Annotated in this window: 18 protein-coding genes and 1 pseudogene; 8 read left to right on the forward strand and 11 right to left on the reverse strand. The window is 43.0% G+C overall.

Annotated elements, in window-relative coordinates:
* Window positions 1-88 precede the first annotated feature (88 nt).
* A complete protein-coding gene (locus tag F461_RS0102525) occupies window positions 89-1,246 on the reverse strand; it encodes a benzoate/H(+) symporter BenE family transporter (RefSeq protein ID WP_019999581.1) in 1,158 nt (385 codons plus the stop codon).
* Window positions 1,247-1,351: 105 nt separating this feature from the next.
* Between F461_RS0102525 and F461_RS0102530 the strand changes: the two genes are divergently transcribed.
* Together F461_RS0102530 and F461_RS0102535 are read left to right on the forward strand one after the other, a co-directional pair.
* Window positions 1,352-1,909 carry a helix-turn-helix domain-containing protein gene (locus F461_RS0102530; protein ID WP_019999582.1) on the forward strand — a complete coding sequence of 186 codons (558 nt, stop codon included), beginning with the start codon at window positions 1,352-1,354 and terminating at the stop codon, window positions 1,907-1,909.
* A 233-nt stretch (window positions 1,910-2,142) separates the two neighbouring features.
* The gene (locus F461_RS0102535; RefSeq protein WP_019999583.1) at window positions 2,143-2,718 is read left to right on the forward strand and encodes a dienelactone hydrolase family protein; all 576 of its coding nucleotides are present in this window, start codon (window positions 2,143-2,145) and stop codon (window positions 2,716-2,718) included.
* Window positions 2,719-2,860: 142 nt separating this feature from the next.
* On the opposite strand, the gene F461_RS0102540 is transcribed toward F461_RS0102535, so the two are convergent.
* Both F461_RS0102540 and F461_RS19150 read right to left on the reverse strand, forming a co-directional pair.
* Window positions 2,861-3,514 (reverse strand): cyclase family protein, encoded by a 654-nt coding sequence (locus tag F461_RS0102540; protein WP_019999584.1) that lies wholly within the window; start codon window positions 3,512-3,514, stop codon window positions 2,861-2,863.
* Window positions 3,515-3,628: 114 nt separating this feature from the next.
* Window positions 3,629-3,781 carry a hypothetical protein gene (locus F461_RS19150; RefSeq protein WP_019999585.1) on the reverse strand — a complete coding sequence of 51 codons (153 nt, stop codon included), beginning with the start codon at window positions 3,779-3,781 and terminating at the stop codon, window positions 3,629-3,631.
* Between the two features lie 335 nt (window positions 3,782-4,116).
* Between F461_RS19150 and F461_RS0102550 the strand changes: the two genes are divergently transcribed.
* The 3 genes and pseudogenes from F461_RS0102550 to F461_RS16875 all read left to right on the forward strand — a co-directional run.
* On the forward strand, window positions 4,117-4,716 hold the full coding sequence (locus tag F461_RS0102550; RefSeq protein WP_019999586.1) for a hypothetical protein: 600 nt from the start codon (window positions 4,117-4,119) through the stop codon (window positions 4,714-4,716).
* Window positions 4,717-4,918: 202 nt separating this feature from the next.
* Window positions 4,919-6,196 (forward strand): L-cysteine desulfidase family protein, encoded by a 1,278-nt coding sequence (locus tag F461_RS0102555; RefSeq protein WP_019999587.1) that lies wholly within the window; start codon window positions 4,919-4,921, stop codon window positions 6,194-6,196.
* A 1,086-nt stretch (window positions 6,197-7,282) separates the two neighbouring features.
* Window positions 7,283-7,474, forward strand: a pseudogene (locus F461_RS16875) (transposase); the annotation flags it as partial.
* A gap of 47 nt (window positions 7,475-7,521) precedes the next feature.
* Here the strand turns inward: F461_RS16875 and F461_RS16880 are convergent.
* The 5 genes from F461_RS16880 to F461_RS0102595 all read right to left on the reverse strand — a co-directional run bounded on the left by F461_RS16880 (window position 7,522) and on the right by F461_RS0102595 (window position 11,908).
* The gene (locus F461_RS16880) at window positions 7,522-7,866 is read right to left on the reverse strand and encodes a hypothetical protein (RefSeq protein WP_019999591.1); all 345 of its coding nucleotides are present in this window, start codon (window positions 7,864-7,866) and stop codon (window positions 7,522-7,524) included.
* Between the two features lie 20 nt (window positions 7,867-7,886).
* Window positions 7,887-9,218, reverse strand: coding sequence for an RHS repeat domain-containing protein (locus F461_RS0102575; RefSeq protein WP_019999592.1), 1,332 nt, complete (start codon window positions 9,216-9,218; stop codon window positions 7,887-7,889).
* A gap of 516 nt (window positions 9,219-9,734) precedes the next feature.
* Window positions 9,735-10,130 (reverse strand): GNAT family N-acetyltransferase, encoded by a 396-nt coding sequence (locus tag F461_RS0102585; RefSeq protein WP_235633771.1) that lies wholly within the window; start codon window positions 10,128-10,130, stop codon window positions 9,735-9,737.
* Window positions 10,131-10,286: 156 nt separating this feature from the next.
* Window positions 10,287-10,955: a M15 family metallopeptidase gene (locus tag F461_RS16885; protein ID WP_019999595.1), complete on the reverse strand. Its 669-nt coding sequence runs from the start codon at window positions 10,953-10,955 to the stop codon at window positions 10,287-10,289.
* A 146-nt stretch (window positions 10,956-11,101) separates the two neighbouring features.
* Window positions 11,102-11,908 carry a hypothetical protein gene (locus F461_RS0102595; RefSeq protein WP_019999596.1) on the reverse strand — a complete coding sequence of 269 codons (807 nt, stop codon included), beginning with the start codon at window positions 11,906-11,908 and terminating at the stop codon, window positions 11,102-11,104.
* A 656-nt stretch (window positions 11,909-12,564) separates the two neighbouring features.
* On the opposite strand from F461_RS0102595, the gene F461_RS18450 reads away from it, so the two are divergent.
* Window positions 12,565-13,572, forward strand: coding sequence for a universal stress protein (locus tag F461_RS18450; protein WP_019999597.1), 1,008 nt, complete (start codon window positions 12,565-12,567; stop codon window positions 13,570-13,572).
* Window positions 13,573-13,767: 195 nt separating this feature from the next.
* Here the strand turns inward: F461_RS18450 and F461_RS0102605 are convergent, their stop codons facing one another.
* Window positions 13,768-14,247, reverse strand: coding sequence for a phosphatidylglycerophosphatase A family protein (locus tag F461_RS0102605; RefSeq protein ID WP_019999598.1), 480 nt, complete (start codon window positions 14,245-14,247; stop codon window positions 13,768-13,770).
* A gap of 17 nt (window positions 14,248-14,264) precedes the next feature.
* Window positions 14,265-14,879, reverse strand: a complete 615-nt coding sequence (locus F461_RS0102610) for a Maf family nucleotide pyrophosphatase (RefSeq protein WP_019999599.1) — start codon at window positions 14,877-14,879, stop codon at window positions 14,265-14,267.
* Window positions 14,880-15,146: 267 nt separating this feature from the next.
* On the opposite strand from F461_RS0102610, the gene F461_RS0102615 reads away from it, so the two are divergent.
* The gene (locus tag F461_RS0102615; protein WP_019999600.1) at window positions 15,147-15,590 is read left to right on the forward strand and encodes a DVU0524 family FlgM-associated protein; all 444 of its coding nucleotides are present in this window, start codon (window positions 15,147-15,149) and stop codon (window positions 15,588-15,590) included.
* Window positions 15,591-15,615: 25 nt separating this feature from the next.
* Window positions 15,616-15,933, forward strand: coding sequence for a flagellar biosynthesis anti-sigma factor FlgM (gene flgM / locus F461_RS0102620; protein WP_019999601.1), 318 nt, complete (start codon window positions 15,616-15,618; stop codon window positions 15,931-15,933).
* Window positions 15,934-16,023: 90 nt separating this feature from the next.
* Here flgM and F461_RS0102625 read toward each other — a convergent pair whose 3' ends face one another.
* A complete protein-coding gene (locus F461_RS0102625) occupies window positions 16,024-17,982 on the reverse strand; it encodes a heavy metal translocating P-type ATPase (protein WP_019999602.1) in 1,959 nt (652 codons plus the stop codon).
* Window positions 17,983-18,202: the final 220 nt, after the last annotated feature.

The raw sequence follows: 18,202 nt of genomic DNA on the forward strand, positions 1-18,202 counted from the left end.
ATAAAGCTCCTGCACGCAGGATGGGACTAATTTAATGTCGTGCAGGAGCCTCATGTGGGCTACCGTTGTAGCTGAGGAAATGTATTGATTAAGCGGTCGGGTTAAAAAAGCGGTTTGTAATGTACCCCGCAAGTAAACCCCAGACAGGTGCGTTGATGCCGATAAAGGTAATACCAGAAGCTGTAATCAGAAGAGTGATCAGCGCCCCCTCCCGTGCTTTTTCGTCATCCATAGCGAGGTGTAGGCTTCGTTGAATAATTCCCAATAGAGCAAATCCGGCAAGCATCTGGGTTAATTCAGAAGGCATGGCAACGAACAGCGCAACAAGACTTGTGCTGAACAGTCCGGCAAGAATATAGAACACACCTGCACTTACAGACGCTAAGTATCTTTTTTTGGGATCCGGATCTGCTTCTTTACCCATACATATGCCTGCTGAGATCGCAGCAAGGTTGCAGGAAAAGCCGCCGAACGGTGCTGTCAGCAAGTTCATGAATCCTGTGCCCAGTAGAATCGTTGGAAACGGAACCGAGTAATTATGGCTCTGGATCATGACGATTCCCGGGATGTTCTGGGAAACCATAGTGACAAGAAAGAGTGGAATGCTAAGGCTTACTATGGAGGCAACACTCCATGTGGGGGACATGAATACAGGGCTGGTTATAGAGAACTGGCTGTCTCCAAGTGGCAGGGAACCTTGGACGTATGCCACGAAGCCACCGACAAGAATCAGGAGCAGCATAGTGTATCTGGGATAGAAACGTTTGCCTATAAGATATGCCGCAAGCATGCTGCAAAAAAGTACAGGTGTGTTTTGCCAAGGGGTAAAAGTTTTGATTCCGAACGGGATAAGAATGCCTGCAAGCATGGCAGTAGTAAGCGCTGTCGGTATTTTTTGAATAAATGTCGATAATGACTTGGTCACACCTGTCAGAATGATGAGCAGGGCTGTGAAAATGCACGCACCAATTGTTTCAGATAGTGAGAAACCGACAACGCTGCTGGCAAGCAGTGCTGCTCCGGGGGTTGACCATGCCGTAAGCACAGGGACTTTGTAGCGCAGTGAGAAAAAAATGGTGGTCAGACCTGAGGCAATACCGATTGCGAAAAGCCAGCTTCCTACCTGAACAGGTGTAGCTCCGGCTCCCATGGCTGCCTTAATTACTATTACAACTGAACAGGTATATCCTACAAGAATTGCCGCTAGTCCTGATGATACGTGGCTAATTGACAATTTATTTAGCATGCGTTTTCCTTCCGATTGATGTACATGTTTTGTGCGCTATAACGTACGAGTCGATTTGGTATACTATTGTGCGTTATGACGCACAAGATTTTTTTGGAGTAATGAATGAATTCTAACGTCCTTGTTGCACAAATTTCTCAACGATTAAAAGAGTTACGGGTGGTTCGTGGCTGGAGTCTTGATGTGACAGCAAAGAAGACAGGAGTCTCCAAGGCTATGCTTGGACAGATAGAGCGTGGAGAGTCCAGCCCTACCATTGGAATCTTATGGAAGATAGCCAGCGGGTTCGAAACTTCTTTTTCTTCTTTTTTTTCAGAGCATGCAGAGAAGAAAGAATCGTCTGTGGCGTTTCCCAATGATCCGGCAATGCAGATTACTACGCTTTTTCCTTATTCATCAGATACGAGGATGGAAGTTTTTGAGATAACTCTTTGCAACAATCACGAACAGCAATCTACTCCTCATCAACTAGGTGTTATTGAACATGTGGTTGTGCTGGACGGAGTACTGGAAGTATGTTTTGACGCCATCTGGCATACGTTATCCGTTGGTGAAAGGACACGTTTCTATGCAGATCAGCCCCATGCATATCGGGTTGTGGGTGAAAAAGCTGTTTTTCATAACATTATTATCTATCCACAAGATAGTAGCAGCACAGATTGATATCTGTTGTGGGGCATAAATGAATAGCCACTCTTTGGCCGTGGTGGCTGTATGCTGGTGCCGTTGGGTTATCGTCCTAACTGATTGAGTGTTGAGCAATTGACCCTGTGTTTCTTGTTTGAAAGTGAATCAGTATATATAAAAATATTAATAATATAAGATGCTAATGTGTAAGATAGCCAGAACGTAAACAGGGTGTAGTGCGCATTGGCTTTAGTATAAGAGTAATAAGAATGCATATTATTTTCGCCACAGAAATTTGGGGGCGGTCGTCTCATGTTGATGTAATGACAGACAGTTTTAAGGACATAGCGAGTAAGATTACGGTTATTGACCCGTATGATGGTACTGATCCTGCTTTCTGCAGTGAAGAGGACGCGTATGCCCGATATGTGGCGGAATGTGGTCACGAGAAATATGCGAAGCGTGTGTCGGGGGCCTTACAGCAGTCGGCTGAGCCAACATGCCTTGTCGGTTTTAGTGCCGGTGCTGGAGCTGTGTGGTCTGCTGTCTGCGCGGAAAATGTCGGTACAGCCACAGGTGCGGTTTGTTTCTATGGTTCATCTATCCGTAATATGATTGACTATCAGCCTAACATTCCGGTGGATTTGGTTTTTTCTGAAAACGAACCTCATTTTGATGTGGAAACTGTTGCTCGCTCTCTTCAGGATATTCCGCTGGCACAGTGTTACATTACACCTTTTGAGCATGGTTTCATGAATCCATTGTCAAAGCATTATCATCAGGAAGCGTACCATTTCTGGCTGCAATGGATTAAGGATCAGGTGGTATCTCATTGCGCCTCTTAATTGAAAGATAGCCCTTTGAACTAACAGATTGAATTTGGAAATAAAAAAACGCCTGGCAAGAATATTTGCTGGGCGCTTTTTTTATGTAATGCGTGTCGGTTGGTTTACAAAGTGATTTTGTGCTTTTCGCATTGTCCGCTATTTACGGTAATACAGCGATAGCGCGAATCGGTGAGCCGTCACTTTCAAGAATTTTTAATGGTAAGGCTACGAACGTGAAAATAGGAGCAGTAATTGTGTTTAGGTTTTTCAGGTTTTCAATAAGCACAAGACCGCTGCCTAAAAGGATTTCGTGGATGAGCAGTCTTGTTATGTCCATGGGGTCAAAAGAAATGGTGTCAATGCCCAGTCCCTTGAGGTTTTGAGTCGTAAGCCATGTTGCTGCTTCTTTATCCAGTGTGGGGAATGGTGAAAAATATTTTGCAGTCCCCCAGTGTTTTTCGTGCCCTGAAGAGAAGATAACAAAATCACACTGGGAAATGCGTTCTTCGTGTCGCTTGAGCTCTTCCAGTGTAATAACTGTAAGGCCGGAGACATCTACAATGCAGGCAGGGCCGGTGAATGTCGATGCAGGCAAAGCGTCCAAAGTTTTTTTGTCTTCAAAAATATGTGCAGGTGCATCCATGTGTGTTCCAACATGGGAGAAGAAGGTCAGTTTTTTTTCTGCAAAGCCTTCTTTTGCTACGGTGGTGCCTTGTTCAATTATCGGAGCTTCTGTGCCGGGGTATACCGGCATGTCCTCGGTAATTGTGTGTGTAAGATCAACCACCTTGGCACGTGAGTGAGGAGTGTTCATATGTGTTCCAATATGCAGAGGTTAAAATACGTACGAGGCGTTTTGTAGCGGTACACGCTGGCTAAGAAAAGACAAAAAAGAGGCAGAAGATGGCTATATCTTCTGCCTCACTCATTAGGAAGACTTATCTTTTTGCTGTTTGGCGTAGCAATCAGGACAGAAATCACCACTAAAGGTAACAATAACATCCTGCGCCATAACGTCTCTTCCGCATTTGTCGCACTGGTAAATCGGCTTACCATCAGGTGCTTGAGTTGTTGTCAGCATAAGGCTCCTCAACTTTCAAACAGCACCACCGTTGTACTCAAAAGAAGCTTGCACCGTAGTGCTCCACCATTAGCTTCTAAAAAAGCAGCAGCTGTTTGAGTATACAATTAAATCAGGTTCGATACTGTAATGCTAAAGTGTATTTTTTGGCAACCGAATTGGTAACACCATAAAAAGTAATGGTAATGCACTATATGAGTGCTTATTCACAGCGGCGGATGTATCTTTTGTGGTGGTTCTGCCTGTTGATAGAGCTAGGGGAATGTGTGTACTGTGCTTTTATCAATTTGAACAGTACCGGATGTGTTTATTCGGATTATATATTTGGAGAGAGTATGGATCTTTCAATCGCAAAAATGGCAAAAAGTCCGTTACGTTGTGCAACATACGGGTCAGATATTGAAGCATTTACAGCAGCTCATAACGGTTCCCTTGGTGGCACAATGCATTGCGCCCGCTATCTTGGAAAACGTGTGTTTATTGATGGTGTAACCAAGGAGGTTATTGACTCTGAAGGGGTAGCGCTTGCCGGAATGGAGCATCTTGTTGAAGAGTTTGATAAGCTTATTGAGTTGCTTAATGAAAAAATGCAGGGCCCTTTTTATGCGGACGGTGTTCTTATTCCGGTTCAAAAAGGCAAGCCGCATTTCCGCATCTACGATATCTATGCGCCGGAAGCTGACAGTCCTTTTACTCTCTGGGCACAAATTAATACGCTGGCAGATGCGTTTATGCTTTTGGATAAAAAGACAGTTTATATGCGTCCGGTTCAGTATTTTCATTCCCGTTCATTTTCTACACAGAAAGCATATGACCGATGGATTAAGACGTGGACAAAACGTGCAGGGTGCGGCGGAGTTATTTTTAAAGATGCCGAAATGGTGTATGAGCCGAATGGCATAGTGCTAGATGCTTGTGAAATTAAAGCACGATAAAAATAAGTCTTTGATGAAATTAGCTTCCTGTTTTTTAAAGGTGCTTCTCATACAATAGTGTGTATCCCAGCCGAAAACTTTTGTGTTTTCACGGACTCGTAATAATCTCGATTGAAGTGTCGCATGAATTGCCTGAAGTGGTCTTTCAGCTTATTATGCCTGATGAATGGTCCTCTAAGTAAATAGAGTTAGGTGAGACATAATGACAGCGAAGAATGAATGGGTTGAATTTATAGCCATCTTGAATAGGGAAGTCGTTCCCGCATTGGGGTGTACCGAGCCGGTAACTGTGGCACTTGCAGCGGCGCGGGCAGCAGAGGCGCTCGACGCGAAGCCGCAGAGCGTGCTCGTTCAGGTGAGTGGCAACCTGCTAAAAAATGGTATGGGCGTCGGTGTTCCCGGTACAGGCATGACGGGGCTTGTTATTGCTGCTGCCGTAGGTGCTTTGGGTGGTAAAGCAGATTTGCGGCTTGAAGTACTGCGTGATTTGACGCCTGAAATTGTAGCGGAAGCTAAAAACCTCATGGCGGATGGAAATGTAAAAGTAGAATTAGCGCAAACAGATGAATTGCTTTTTGCCAAAGCTATTGTTGCTGCTGAAGGGCATGTCGCAACATGTACTATTGCCCGTACACATTCCGGAATTATTGAGGTTACTAAAGATGACGAAATCCTCGATAGCACACCCTTAGAGGATGAAGACGCTTCCGGTGATGTATGGCCTCTTTCTGTTTCAGCTATTTATGGGTTTGCAACGGAAGCAGACTTTGAAGATATTTCTTTTATTCTTGAAGCAGCCCGTCTCAACGAATCTATTGCAGCAGAAGGGCTTGAGCATGACTTTGGCCTTAAAGTCGGTCGTTCTATGGATGAAGACATTGCGCTGGGCTTGCGTTCTGATGATATTACGTCCTTCGCAACCCGCCTAGCTGCCGCTGCTTCTGATGCCCGTATGGACGGTATTATGCAGCCTGTAATGAGTAACTCCGGTAGCGGAAATCAGGGCATTACCGCGACTATTCCAGTTACCGCTTTTGCCCGAAGACTGAATAAATCTGAAGAAGAGATGGCGCGTGCACTTATTTTAAGTCACCTTATAGCCATTCATCTTAAGCATCATTTGGGCAGACTTTCCGCTCTGTGCGGTGCAATCCTCGCTGCGACCGGCTCAGGCTGCGGCATCGCTATGCTGCTTGGTGGCGGGCTGGTAGAAGTAGAGCGGACAATTAAAAATATGGTCGGCACTATAGCCGGTATGATTTGCGACGGCGCAAAAACTTCCTGTGCACTCAAAGTTGCTTCCAGTGTAGAGGCCGCAATCAACTCTGCTCTGCTTGCAATGAAAGGCACCTCTGTGCCGGGCAGTGACGGTATTGTGGATGACGATATTGAGATATGCATTAAGAATCTTGGCCGACTCGGAACTGTAGGCATGTGTGAGACCGACAAGGTTATCTTAGATATTATGGTGAATAAATAGGCTCACGTATAACTATTTAAGATAATTAAATAAATTGTGCGAGAGGTGTATGCGCAGAGCCTCTGGCGCTGAAAAAGTATATACGGTGTATACATTCCAAGAAATAGAAAAAGGGTGGCTTTGGGCCACCCTTTTGGTTTTACGATTCGCTATCAAATTTGCTACTTCGTTGCAGGTAAAGTAAGCTCTACCTCTCTTAGGTAGTCTTAATCTGAATCGAAAATGACAGATCGGATATCAGAAATTGCCACACTATACCTGTGCACACCTCGCCGTAATGTAGAAATTGGGATTCCCCATGAACCATGCTGGTCGCCGATAAGATCTATTTCCTTCTGCTTGCATGTGAAGAAAACAGGGACAATTCCAATGAAGTATATTGTGTCGCCTTCTGTTGCCACTGCATGGAAAAAGCTACTGATAAATATAAGCAGCGGTGTGATGTATAAAAAACATGTGATAGAAATTACCACAATACTCATCATACCATTTATGTGAAGGGGCAACTGCAAGAACCAATATGCTGGGTAGGCAAAGAAAAGCCCAATGAGAAGAAACGGAAACCTAGTTCTATTTGTTACAACGGATATATCGCTTTTATGACCTTTAAATCCAGCTTTGCAAAAAAAGTGATAGGAAACAGCACGTCGTAGATCAAAGCAGAAAATCGAACACACTATATTTACAAATAAAAGGATGCACGCCAAGTAAACTGGATAAATCCGGAAACAATCTATAAGAAACGGCACTATTACCTCTTTATTAACAACATTTCTTGTTCTTGTTATTCAAACTTGATTTGATATTTGTTTTTTAATGACAATGTGTTGTCAACATAATTTTTTTCAGGTTGTTGCTCAATATAGAAGGCTGCTCGCTCTATATTGCGTACTATTTTTTTCTTATCTGAAGAAGAATTACCATCAGCTCTCTTATTCATCTCGTTAATTAGATCAGCTCGTCCGTCTGCAGCTTTCTGCCTAGGGTCTGGGATTTCCCCAAGATTGGCGTCTTCCCAATAAACTAAACCAGTTAAAAATAGAGAATTTTGGCAAACGAACCTCCTTGTGACCCAAGGAGTTTGCCATGAAAAAGACGAAATTTACCGCCGAGCAGATCGCTTTTGCCTTACGTCAGGCTGAGACAGGAACAAGAGTTAAAGAGGTCTGCCGTAAGATGGGCGTATCAGAAGCTACGTTCTACAATTGGAAGAAGAAATATGGTGGATTAGGAGTAAGCGAGCTTCGCCGCTTAAAACAGCTTGAAGAGGAAAAAAGAGGGAGATGAACCTAAAAAAGGGTGGCAGAGTATTGCCAGCATCTTGTTCATTTCTTGAAAAGAAACCAAATTGATATTCCATAAAATCCTAGGGACATACTTGCTGACAATGTTTCTTTAGAAGGTAAAAATCCAACCCAAGCAGCAGCCACTATAGGAAAAACACCAGAAACTATCATTGCAGTACATATCAATCCTAGTGCCATTCGGTTCTCAAGTAAAACCCAAGGTATTGCAATTATAGTAATAGCAACACAACAAGCTGATAGAGTAATGAATTCATTATTCCAATCATGTTGCATAACAACTTGAAAGGCAAAAGGGACTTGCCAATAGAAATAGCAAGCAAGCAAGACTAGTCCTAATAGTTTTCTTACATTAACTGTTTTCACAGACCCCTCCCCTATAGTTTTTAGTCAGTAACATTGAATAAGGTGCTTATGTCACCTCTGTTAGAAGATTCCTCTTCATCATTTTCTTTCCCATTCTTCTTGTCTCTTGAAGATTCCTCGTCATCATCAAAGATAATATCTAAAAAAAATTCAAAAGGGGTTTGAAATTTATGGGGGATATCTTTATGCCATTTCATGACATCTCCCCACCTTCTAGTCCGTCGTCTAAGATCGTCTTTTTCTTCTGGTGGGACATCTTTCCAACTTCCCATTAACCCCAACAGATCAACTAAGTTCACAGGATCATCCAAGCAATATGCATACACATCCACGTCACCGCCACGTAATCCTAACGGGTCTTTCTGGATAAAGAAGCCAGTTGCAGGATCATAGTCACGGAATAGGAAATGGACTAGCCCTGTATCTTCATCAAGTTGCCCACCGCCAAAGCTAAGCATTGCGATATTGGCAAGTTTATGACGTGATATCCTTCTGCCAAAACTATCCGTTTCTTCAATGTGTACGATTGAGCCAGATTCATCAGCAATGGCTAAGAGTGTTCCAACATAGTTATATGCTAAAAAATATTTCTTTCCATTGCATGAAAGAGAAACTGGCTGCAATACATTTCTTCCTGATTCCGCATAGTTGAACACCACATGATCATCATCTTTTCCAGTACAAGCAGCTTGAAGGCAGAGCATGTCTTTCCAGCAGTATTTTTCTGTTACCTTCTTGTTTACAAGCTTGGAAGCACGTCTTCCTAGTGGGTCATAAGTATATGTAATACAACGACCATCAGGTAGGCACACCTGCTCAAGCAAGCCATACTTGTTGTAGCTGTATGTTGTCCTTCCTGTACGTCCACGCTTTTGGACAACTCTTCCTTTTTCATCGTAGACAAAGGTTTTGCTACCGTTCGGACTTCGCATTTGTTCAAGCTGTGAGGAGTAATTGTACACATAACGAGTACCATTTAATTCCTGTAACCGTTCGCCACGGGAACCGTAACGATATTGCTCTGTAAGAACACCATTGGTCTTTACAGCAGCCAGTCTTCCCTTATTATCATAAGCATATTCAGTAATGTTCTTTTTATGACCAATGATTGTAGTGCATTGAATAATTTGTCCTTCGTCATTCCTGAATAATTCCATTACCCCGAACACAGTTCCTTTTTCCGTTGTAAACTCTGTTTGTTGATATTTGGGAGCATTGTCAGGAGTCATGTCCATCCTGTCATCAGCACCTGCTTGAGCGATGCCCCTTTTCCTACTACTTGTTGTCGGTTGTCGAAAAACTTCATTTTTCATAAACTCTTCAGTACTCATGGCTTGATGGGGGTTGTGCATGGATTCTCCTGCCTTTGTTGTCAGTAATGTTCTTTTTTTATTACTGCTACTTGTTGCTAAAGTTATTCTCACGAATGTTTCAGCGCCAGAAATGCTATCACTACGAATTTCCTCAAATTGATGGTAGATTGGTGTCAGTTGAGTGTAGCGATGATCTTACGGGGGCATAGCGTCACTTGACGACATGTGCATAGCGAGTCCAGTCCTAACAATTGGACACAAAAAAAGAGCGGCACTGCAGCCACTCTTCGGGGGGGGCGTAAGGACATCATCTCCTTCCATGCCTTCATCGGATTCTTTGGAATTAGCTCCCGCTTTACCCCAAAGTTGAAAACAGATGTAAGCATGGCATAGTAAGTGACTTTGCTGTTGAATAGGTGAAGGCTACTGTGTGGATATAAAAAAGTGGCCTCGCAGTCACATGTTCTGATGGATTCCCTTTTTATAATACCTTACAGACATAGGTTGAACATGAAGGCTGTGCGAAAGCTTGCTAACAGCATTGCCAGGCACTGGCTAAGGGAAAACCATGAACAATTCTGGATATCCAGTATGCGTATCAATCTGTTCGTGCATAATTTTAAATCCGCATTTCTTATAAAAAGTCGTGCTGTTGTGGTTTTCTTTATAAACCGTGAGCTCAAGTTTTGAACGAATTTCTTTTGACTTAGCGATGAGCTGGCTGCCAATGCCATGTCTCTGGTGGCTTGGGGAAATAAAAAGAGCTGCAACGGTATTGTTATATAGCGCTATAAATCCTTTAATTATTCCATCCTCTTCATAAACATAAGTTTCACTGGAAGGAATATATGTTTCACGCATGTCTATACTTTTTGATTCCCAAAATTCACTGGCGACAAAGTCATGGGCTTGAATAGAAGCTTCCAGCCAAATAGTAATGACTTGTTCCATGTCGGATTGCTGAAAATTTCGTATCATTTTTGTTTCTTCATACCTTTCCAGAACATATAAGTAGGAAAAAGGCGGCATTTTTCGCCGTCTTTCATTGTTCGTTATGTTCTTTTCTTGTGATTTTCATGTTTTCATAATGAAGATGGGATGAGGACATTAGTCATTTCTGTATGTCTGAATCCATACTTCTGTTTTGTTATCTATTTTTTGAAAATGCATGTAATCCATTGTACCCTGTTTCCAGTCTCCACCCCATTCCCAACCAAGACGTTTGAACTCTTGTACAACAGGAGAGTTGCTTACAAGTGTTCCTGATTTAAGAGGATTATATGAGGCATTTGGAGGGAGTACTAAACTTCCTTTAATGTATGGATTGAGACGAGGGTTAATGTCTATAGCGAGCCCCAAAGCATGCAAGGAAAGTTTGTGAGATTTGACAATAGGACGCCATACATACGCAGAGGTGTTATTTGTATCAGAAGAAAGGCCATAAGGGCCTTTTTTTTGTATTGTAGGGTGGGCGATTGGAATTACGGATTCTACAGGAAAACGGTTTTCAAGAATAACGTTGAAGATTTTTTTAATATCTTGTTCAAGCCCCTTATGAATTACAACCTGACCCTGATGGCGAACTCCGTCAAACCCGTAGTATTGTACCGTAACCGTTACCAGTTCTTTTTGAATGTCTGACATGACATCAGGAGGCTGGTTTTCGTAAATCGCCTGCTGAGGTTGCAGGTTGCTGTCCACGATTGTTGGAGCACATCCTGCTAGTAAGAAAAAGACAAGTATGGTGGTGAAAATGGTTCGGAATTGACCAATCATAACGTATCTCCTGATTTCGTGGAGTCTAAACTTTTGCGACTTGCACATGAATTCATGTTGCATTGGTCTTGGTAAGATATGAGAAATTAATATGGGATTGTTTCCTGAATAAAAATTCAGAAAGAGAATGATGGTACATAAAAATATTATGTAATTTTAAATACCTGATTGCAGACGGAACACGTGTATGAATCGCGCGGAGAGCAGTATTTCCCTCGTTTTTTGAAACATTCTTCAGCCTGCATCAAGGCGACAGCTTTTTCTGCGGCTTTGTTTTTCTGCGAGGTTGCGCCGTTGATCCTGTCGATGTTTCCCTTAATCCAGCGTTTGAGATAAAATCGTTTTCCGCCCATTGTCATGTGTGCGGCTTTCTGTTCTGCAATACGCAGCTCCGAAACGAATTCACCTGTGAGATTGCGGTTGTCCATCTGTACAGCATATTCAAGGGCTTCAAGAGGATTAAAGTTCGCAACACGCACTAAGTTACATGCAAGTTGTTTGGGGCAGTCTTCGTAGCGTTCTTTTTCTACAATGAGAAAGGCCACTTCGTCTGGAAGTACGTCTTCCTCGCTTTTTGTGTTGTTGCGTGCTTCCGAATGGTCGAAGACGTGGACAATTTCAACATTGAAGACGCTATGTTCATTGATGTCTTTTATTGCGAGACCTAAAAAATCATCGATAATGTCGTATTCGACTATGCGGCTGGACATGCCAAGAAGGTAGGCCAGCTGTGTAATTTTGAAGATGCCGTAATCGCGCCCAATGAGGTTTGCCAGAATCCGAAGTGCCTGAACGGAGCGCAGTGTGGAGAAAACAAGGTACGGTTTTAACAGTTCTTGTGCCTGTTGGAGATGAGGCATAGGGCGTCCTGTTACGCGAGTAAGATCATCCTTGGAGGGGCGTTTAAGTGGGTTAGCCCCGTAATACAGGCTTCGTGATGTAGGACTGCTCATGTCATTCTCCTGAAACTATGCAGCAACATAGGTACTGTGCCTGTGTATCAGCTTTTTTGTAAGCCTGCTATAGTGTGTATGATGCTACGTACATTTCGTATGTTGATGAATTCTTCATTTTTTTATTATAATAACATGCTGTAAATATATTACTAAAACTACACGCTCTCTTTTTTGTACAAAAAAACTGCGGAAAACTGCAACACTCATTATATTAGGCTGGTGATATACAAATAGACAACGTGACTGGATTTGATTGTAGCAGTGTTCTAAAGCGTCACTTTTTGTATAAATTTGTTTGTGTACACAATCATATATGGTATTATAACCGCAGTCATTCTGGAGAAGAGACTAAAAAATTGCTTGCTGCCTCTTCTCGGCTAATTGCGGATTGACTAGTCAATCCGCAATTTTATTTGATGATTTATTCAATTTTTTTGAAAAAAAATTTTGTCAATTATGGCAAATAAATACATGTATAAAAATACAACCCACCGTAAATGCTAACTTTCGTGTTATAAATAATAGATAGAGAAGTTTGGAATAAAACCCTTGTGAAAAAAAGAACTTTTGTATATCAATAAAACCAACTGATTAACAAGTCAGGTCTGTGCGCCAACACAGAAAAACAAATAACACAATAGTGAGTGAACAGTATGATGCAGCAAGCAACACTGATGAAATCATCTGTTTGGTCCCAAACTAGAACACAACCTAGCGTGCTCATTGGGGTCGGAAACGACCATACCAAACAATACGGTATTCGTTTTGTACGTGACTTTTTTTGCCAGGATGAACTAACAAAATTTACACTTTTTCATCTGCAACACGCTAAAAAACTTCAGTTATTCGGCACGAATGAACGGTCTGCTAGCGCCAAAGAGACCGTTGCTGAAGAGTTTTTAGCACGAACAGGTGAACAGCTGTCATGTTTGATTACTGCTCAGACCAGTCTGAAGCAGGTAGGTATTTCAAGCAACCGTGTGTCACTTCTTTCTAGACTGCAGACCCATTCTAAGGCGTGGGATCTGATGGAAGAAGCTGCAAATGGTAACCATGACGCTCTCGTTCTTGGTAAACGTGGCAAGTCATGGTTTGAGAGCATGATTAATGGATCTACCGATATCACAAAAGAGATTATTGAGCGATCCTGTGCAAGACCGATTTGGCTTGCCCCTTCATCGATCCATGGTCGCAGGAATGTGCTGTTATGCGTGGACGGCTCACGTTCCTCCAGAAACATCACTGAACATGTAGCGCAGGTGGTTGCAGCTAATCCAATGCATACCATTACTGTTTTGCATGTGGCACCCGGTAAAAAATATACTACCGCTTCTCCTAGTGTTGCGTTTCTGAACAAGCAGTCACGTAATCAGCGCAAGGCGCAGTGTTTTATTTCTAAAACCAGTCACCAGGTTGTGGCCGATGCAGTAGCTCTGCTGGTTGCAAACGGTGTAAAAGAAGACGCTATCAGAACCCAGATGGCACACTCTAACGACCCTGCTACCATCATCATGGAAACCTCCGATCAAGGTAACTTTGCAGTAGTGGCAATGGGACGTTCCGGCACAGGAAATAGTTTCATGCGTCATATGCTCATGGGCTCTTCTGTAGCTCATGTGTGGAAAAAGCTTGATAACGCTTGCTTGTGGTTATCGTGTTAGAAACCCGTTAGTGGTAACTTCGCAACACATTAAGGTAACTCCTCAGTCTTAGACACTCCCAACCATGCAAAGAGGCCCATCTCTTTGCATGGTTGGGCTCCATACCAAAAAAGGCTTCGTAATTTCTTACGAAGCCTTTTTTGGTATGGTTGTATCCACGCTACTATTCTACCAGTAGCGCTGGAAGACTATGTCTTATGCAAATAAAAAACGTAATATGCCGAGACATACCATTGCGTAAAGTCCTGCCAGAACATCATCAATCATGACACCCCAGCCGTTTTCCAGCCACTTTTCAGAGTCTTTAACCGGAAAGGGTTTTGTAATGTCAAAAAAACGAAATAGACAGAAGGCCAGCACCATCCACCAGAAGGATAATGCTGCAAACGGCAGAATTGTTATCCATTGGCCTACAAGTTCATCCAGAACAATTTCTCCCGGATCTTTGCTGCCTAATACTTGTTCTGCTCGCGTAATTTGAATGCTTCCCCAACAAAAAAGGACGGCAAGGACAACGATACGTATCCACATGGGGAGCGGCATAAAAAAGATTGGTGCAAGCGCAATGGCCACAGCGGATCCCACTGTTCCCGGGGCACATGGCGAAAGGCCGGAAGGTCCTAAACGAGATACATGAACTGCAATTTTGTCGCGCAGCGATAATTCTGTGATCATGAAACTACTCCTAGATATTATACGGCTGGAGTAACGACTCCGGCAGCTTGTAATTTATCCAGTAACTCAGTCACTGGCAGTCCAACAACATTGGACCATGAGCCGCAGATTAATTCCACAAGAAACGATCCAATCCCTTGAATTGCGTATGCCCCTGCTTTGTCTGCCGGTTCTCCCGTACGGATGTATGCTTTTAACGCATTTTCTGCATATTGCTTCATCGTTACAGCAGTTTCAACCGCATATGTATCTGTGGTGCCATCTGGGTATACAATCGCAGTTGCAGTTATTACTTTATGTGTATTGCCGGAGAGTCTGCTCAACATGTTTAGTGCGTGGGCATCATCAGTCGGTTTTCCCATAATTTCGTCACCAAGTACTACAATAGTATCTGCCCCGATAAAACAGGCTGTGTCGAGTTGTTTAGAAATGTTCCGTACAGACATTGTTTTGGCTAAGGCGCAGCGACAGGCAAACAGCTTTGGTGCTTCTCCTGCCTCTGGTAGAGGTTCGTCTCCTGCGTGAGTTTCAACGGTAAAGTTAATGCCAAGTTCAGAAAGAAATTGGCTTCGACGTGGAGAGCCTGAAGCCAGAACAATTGGTTTTATTGTAGAGTATACTGGTATATTCATATGTTATCTATAGTTCCGATTATAATAGAGAGATCGTTTGGCGCACTGTGCTGTATTAAGAATACCTTTGTCAATAAGTTGAGGTAGGCTGCGGTACCGTGACTCTGGTTTCTTGTAGTTTTGCATTATAAGTACAACAACGATGTGTTGTTAATTTTTTAAATGAAATTTTCGTTGAAATAAAATACGAACTTATCAGATTCTAATGAATATCATTCTAAAGTTTATCTTAAGTAGGCCGATACCGAGTATTAAGAGTATAGCGTCATGACAGTACAATCATTTTATGTGCAAAATATGCTTCGTAAGTATCAGAAGCAAATGGTCTCCGCCCGGCATATTTCCAGGGCGGACGATTCGGCGCGTAATTTGCATATTACTAATAATGACGATGAGATTCAATTATCTGACATGAACCAGCGCGTTGTTGATGCAAGGCGACAGGGACTTGTGGAACGAGTTGCCAGAGAAGTGTATGAAAATTTGCTTTTTGCTGGCAGCAATAATCCGATTGTGGAAGAAATAAAGGCGCAACTTGAAGTTGATTTAGGGTTTGCCGTTCTTTTTAGAAATCCTTTTCCGAATTTTTCTTTACAAATTTATAAAGAAACTGATTTGGGGCCGATAAAGGTTACAAGTGATGAAAAAGAAGAAATAATGATAAAGCTTTGGGCAATCTCTTTAGACAAAGTCAATGCGACCATGTTATAGTCTATCGTTGACTGGGAGGTAGGGAATGAAAGTTTATGATTACAACGCAAAGCTGGATTACGGTTCGACGCTGAATAAAGGCAAGCGCACCGAACAGGCTGGTCGTGAACAAGCTGATCATGCGCAAACTTCTGTTGACGCTGAACCCCAAGGCGATAGGGTCAGCCTCTCTGATGAAGGGCGTTTGCGTACTGAAGCTTATAAAGAAGCAATGAACACACCGGAAGTACGTGAAGATAAAGTAGCTGAGATTAAAGCTCAGATTGCTTCTGGTGAATACAAGATCGACAGCGAAAAGATTGCCGAAGGTCTTTTGCGTGACGAACTTGATTTGTTCATTTAGTTTCTTTTCTGACGTAGTTTGAAAACGAAAAGCCGTTCCCATATGGGAGCGGCTTTTTTGTGTTGTTGGGGCATGTCACTGTAGTTTAGATTAAGAGTGTTTAAATGCGAATACCCGTGTGGAGTTCGCCAGTGCAAGTAGAGAGGTGCCAACATCAGCGAACACAGCCTCCCACATGGTTGCGACACCGATGATTCCAAGTGTGATAAATATGCCTTTTATTGCGAAGGCAAAGATAATATTCTGCCATACAATTGTTCGTGTATGCCGTGCTATGGCGATAGCTTGTGAAACTTTGGAAGGCGCGTCTGTCATCAGCACAACATCGGCCGTTTCAATAGCCGCATCGCTGCCTAAGCCTCCCATTGCAATTCCTACATCCGCGCGGGCGATAACTGGTGCATCATTAATTCCATCACCCACAAAAGCTATCTGCCCGTAGTCTTGTTCATTTTGTAGTTTCTCAAAGAAAGTGACCTTATCCTCCGGCAGCAAACCTGCATGGTATGTGTCAATTTTCAGTGAGTTTGCAATGGAGCGGGCAGCCTCTTCATTGTCTCCTGTAAGCATAATAGATTCTATTCCTTGACGTTTTAACTGCTGAATAGCTTTTGCCGCGTCATCTCGCAGGGCATCGCCTATGGTAATCATTCCGGCGAAAATCCTATTGATCACTACATATACAATAGTTCCTTCATGGTTGGGCTGGGAAAAGATAATATGCTGTTGCGAAAGTAATGAGGCATTGCCTACCAGAATATGTTTTCCTTGATAATGCACACTGACGCCTTTGCCGGGAATGGCCTTGGCTTCTTCCAGTTTGCTTTCGTTTAGTGTGCCGCCGGCTGCTTTGTGATATTCAAGAATTGAGTGGGCGATAGGGTGTGTGGAGTGGGCTTCAGCTGCGGCAGCGTATTCAAGGAGTTGTTCTTTGGAAAAATCGTTGGCAGGCTCAACACTTTTAACAACAAATACGCCGTGAGTAAGTGTGCCTGTTTTATCAAACACAACGGAGGTAGTCCGTGACAGTGCGTCAATAAAATTTGAGCCTTTAATGAGAATTCCGGATTTGGAGGCGCGTCCTATTCCACCAAAATAGCCAAGCGGAATACTAATTACCAGTGCACAAGGACAGGAAATCACTAGCAGGACAAGAGCCCTGTATACCCACTTTGTTAACTCTCCGCCCATGATAAGTGACGGGATAAATGCGACTGCCAAGGCTGTCAGTACAACGCACGGAGTGTAATACTTGGCAAAAGTTGTAATAAATTTTTCTGTTTTTGCCTTACGAGCAGTTGCGTGCTCGACGAGTTCCATAATTTTGGCGATGGAAGATTCTTTGTACAGGCGGGTTACGCGAAGAGTCAGGGCGCCATCTATACAAATTTGTCCTGCCATAACCGTGTCACCCTTTCGGGCAGAAACAGGAACAGATTCACCAGTAATAGCTGCTGTGTTTATTTGTGAATGACCTTCCAGCACAATTCCGTCCAGAGGGATTTTCTCTCCCGGCCGTACAGTCAGTTTCTCGCCTATCATTACATCTTCCGGTTCCCGCTCAACAACTCCAGCCGCAGTATGCACTCTTGCTATTTCAGGCTTTGAAGCCAACAGCGAAACTATAGAACGTCGGGAACGGGCAACAGCGAGTGACTGCATCAATTCTCCAATTTTGAAGAAAATCATAATGCCGATGGCTTCTGTGTAAGCATGGATGGCAATTGCTCCCGCAGTTGCGATTACCATAAGGACATTTTCATCAAAGAAATCACCACGTAAAATTGTCTTTCCAGCATTAGTTAATACAGAACCGCCTGCAAGCAGGTATGCAATAAGAACAAAGATGAGCTCTTCCAGTTGGAGGTGATGCTTGTGAAATACGTTTTCAAAAAGCAACTCACATACAAAGAGCACAATTGCTATGTAGAGCATAATTGCATCGGCATTGAAAAAAAGGCTGTTTCGTTGCTGCTGCGCACGGGCTAAGCAGGCTTCACAGTGTGCTGCCTCTTCAAACGTAGAATGACGATGCGTGATGGGTTCCATGATATTGTCCTGTCTTGACGATGGGGGGGGAGAATGCCTCTAACCTGAGTCGCTTCTTCACCTGTAGCAAACCTATGGAAATGTTACGATACTAAAGTTTAATAATATCATGCTGTAGCAGGGTGCATGTGTTGTTATTGTGCACTGCAGCATGTGATATAGTCTGTTGTTGATTTAATGATATATTCCAAACAATTGTCGAAATGCGTCTATGTTTGTT

This window comes from Halodesulfovibrio aestuarii DSM 17919 = ATCC 29578, from assembly GCF_000384815.1.
Taxonomy (GTDB): Bacteria; Desulfobacterota; Desulfovibrionia; order Desulfovibrionales; family Desulfovibrionaceae; genus Halodesulfovibrio; species Halodesulfovibrio aestuarii.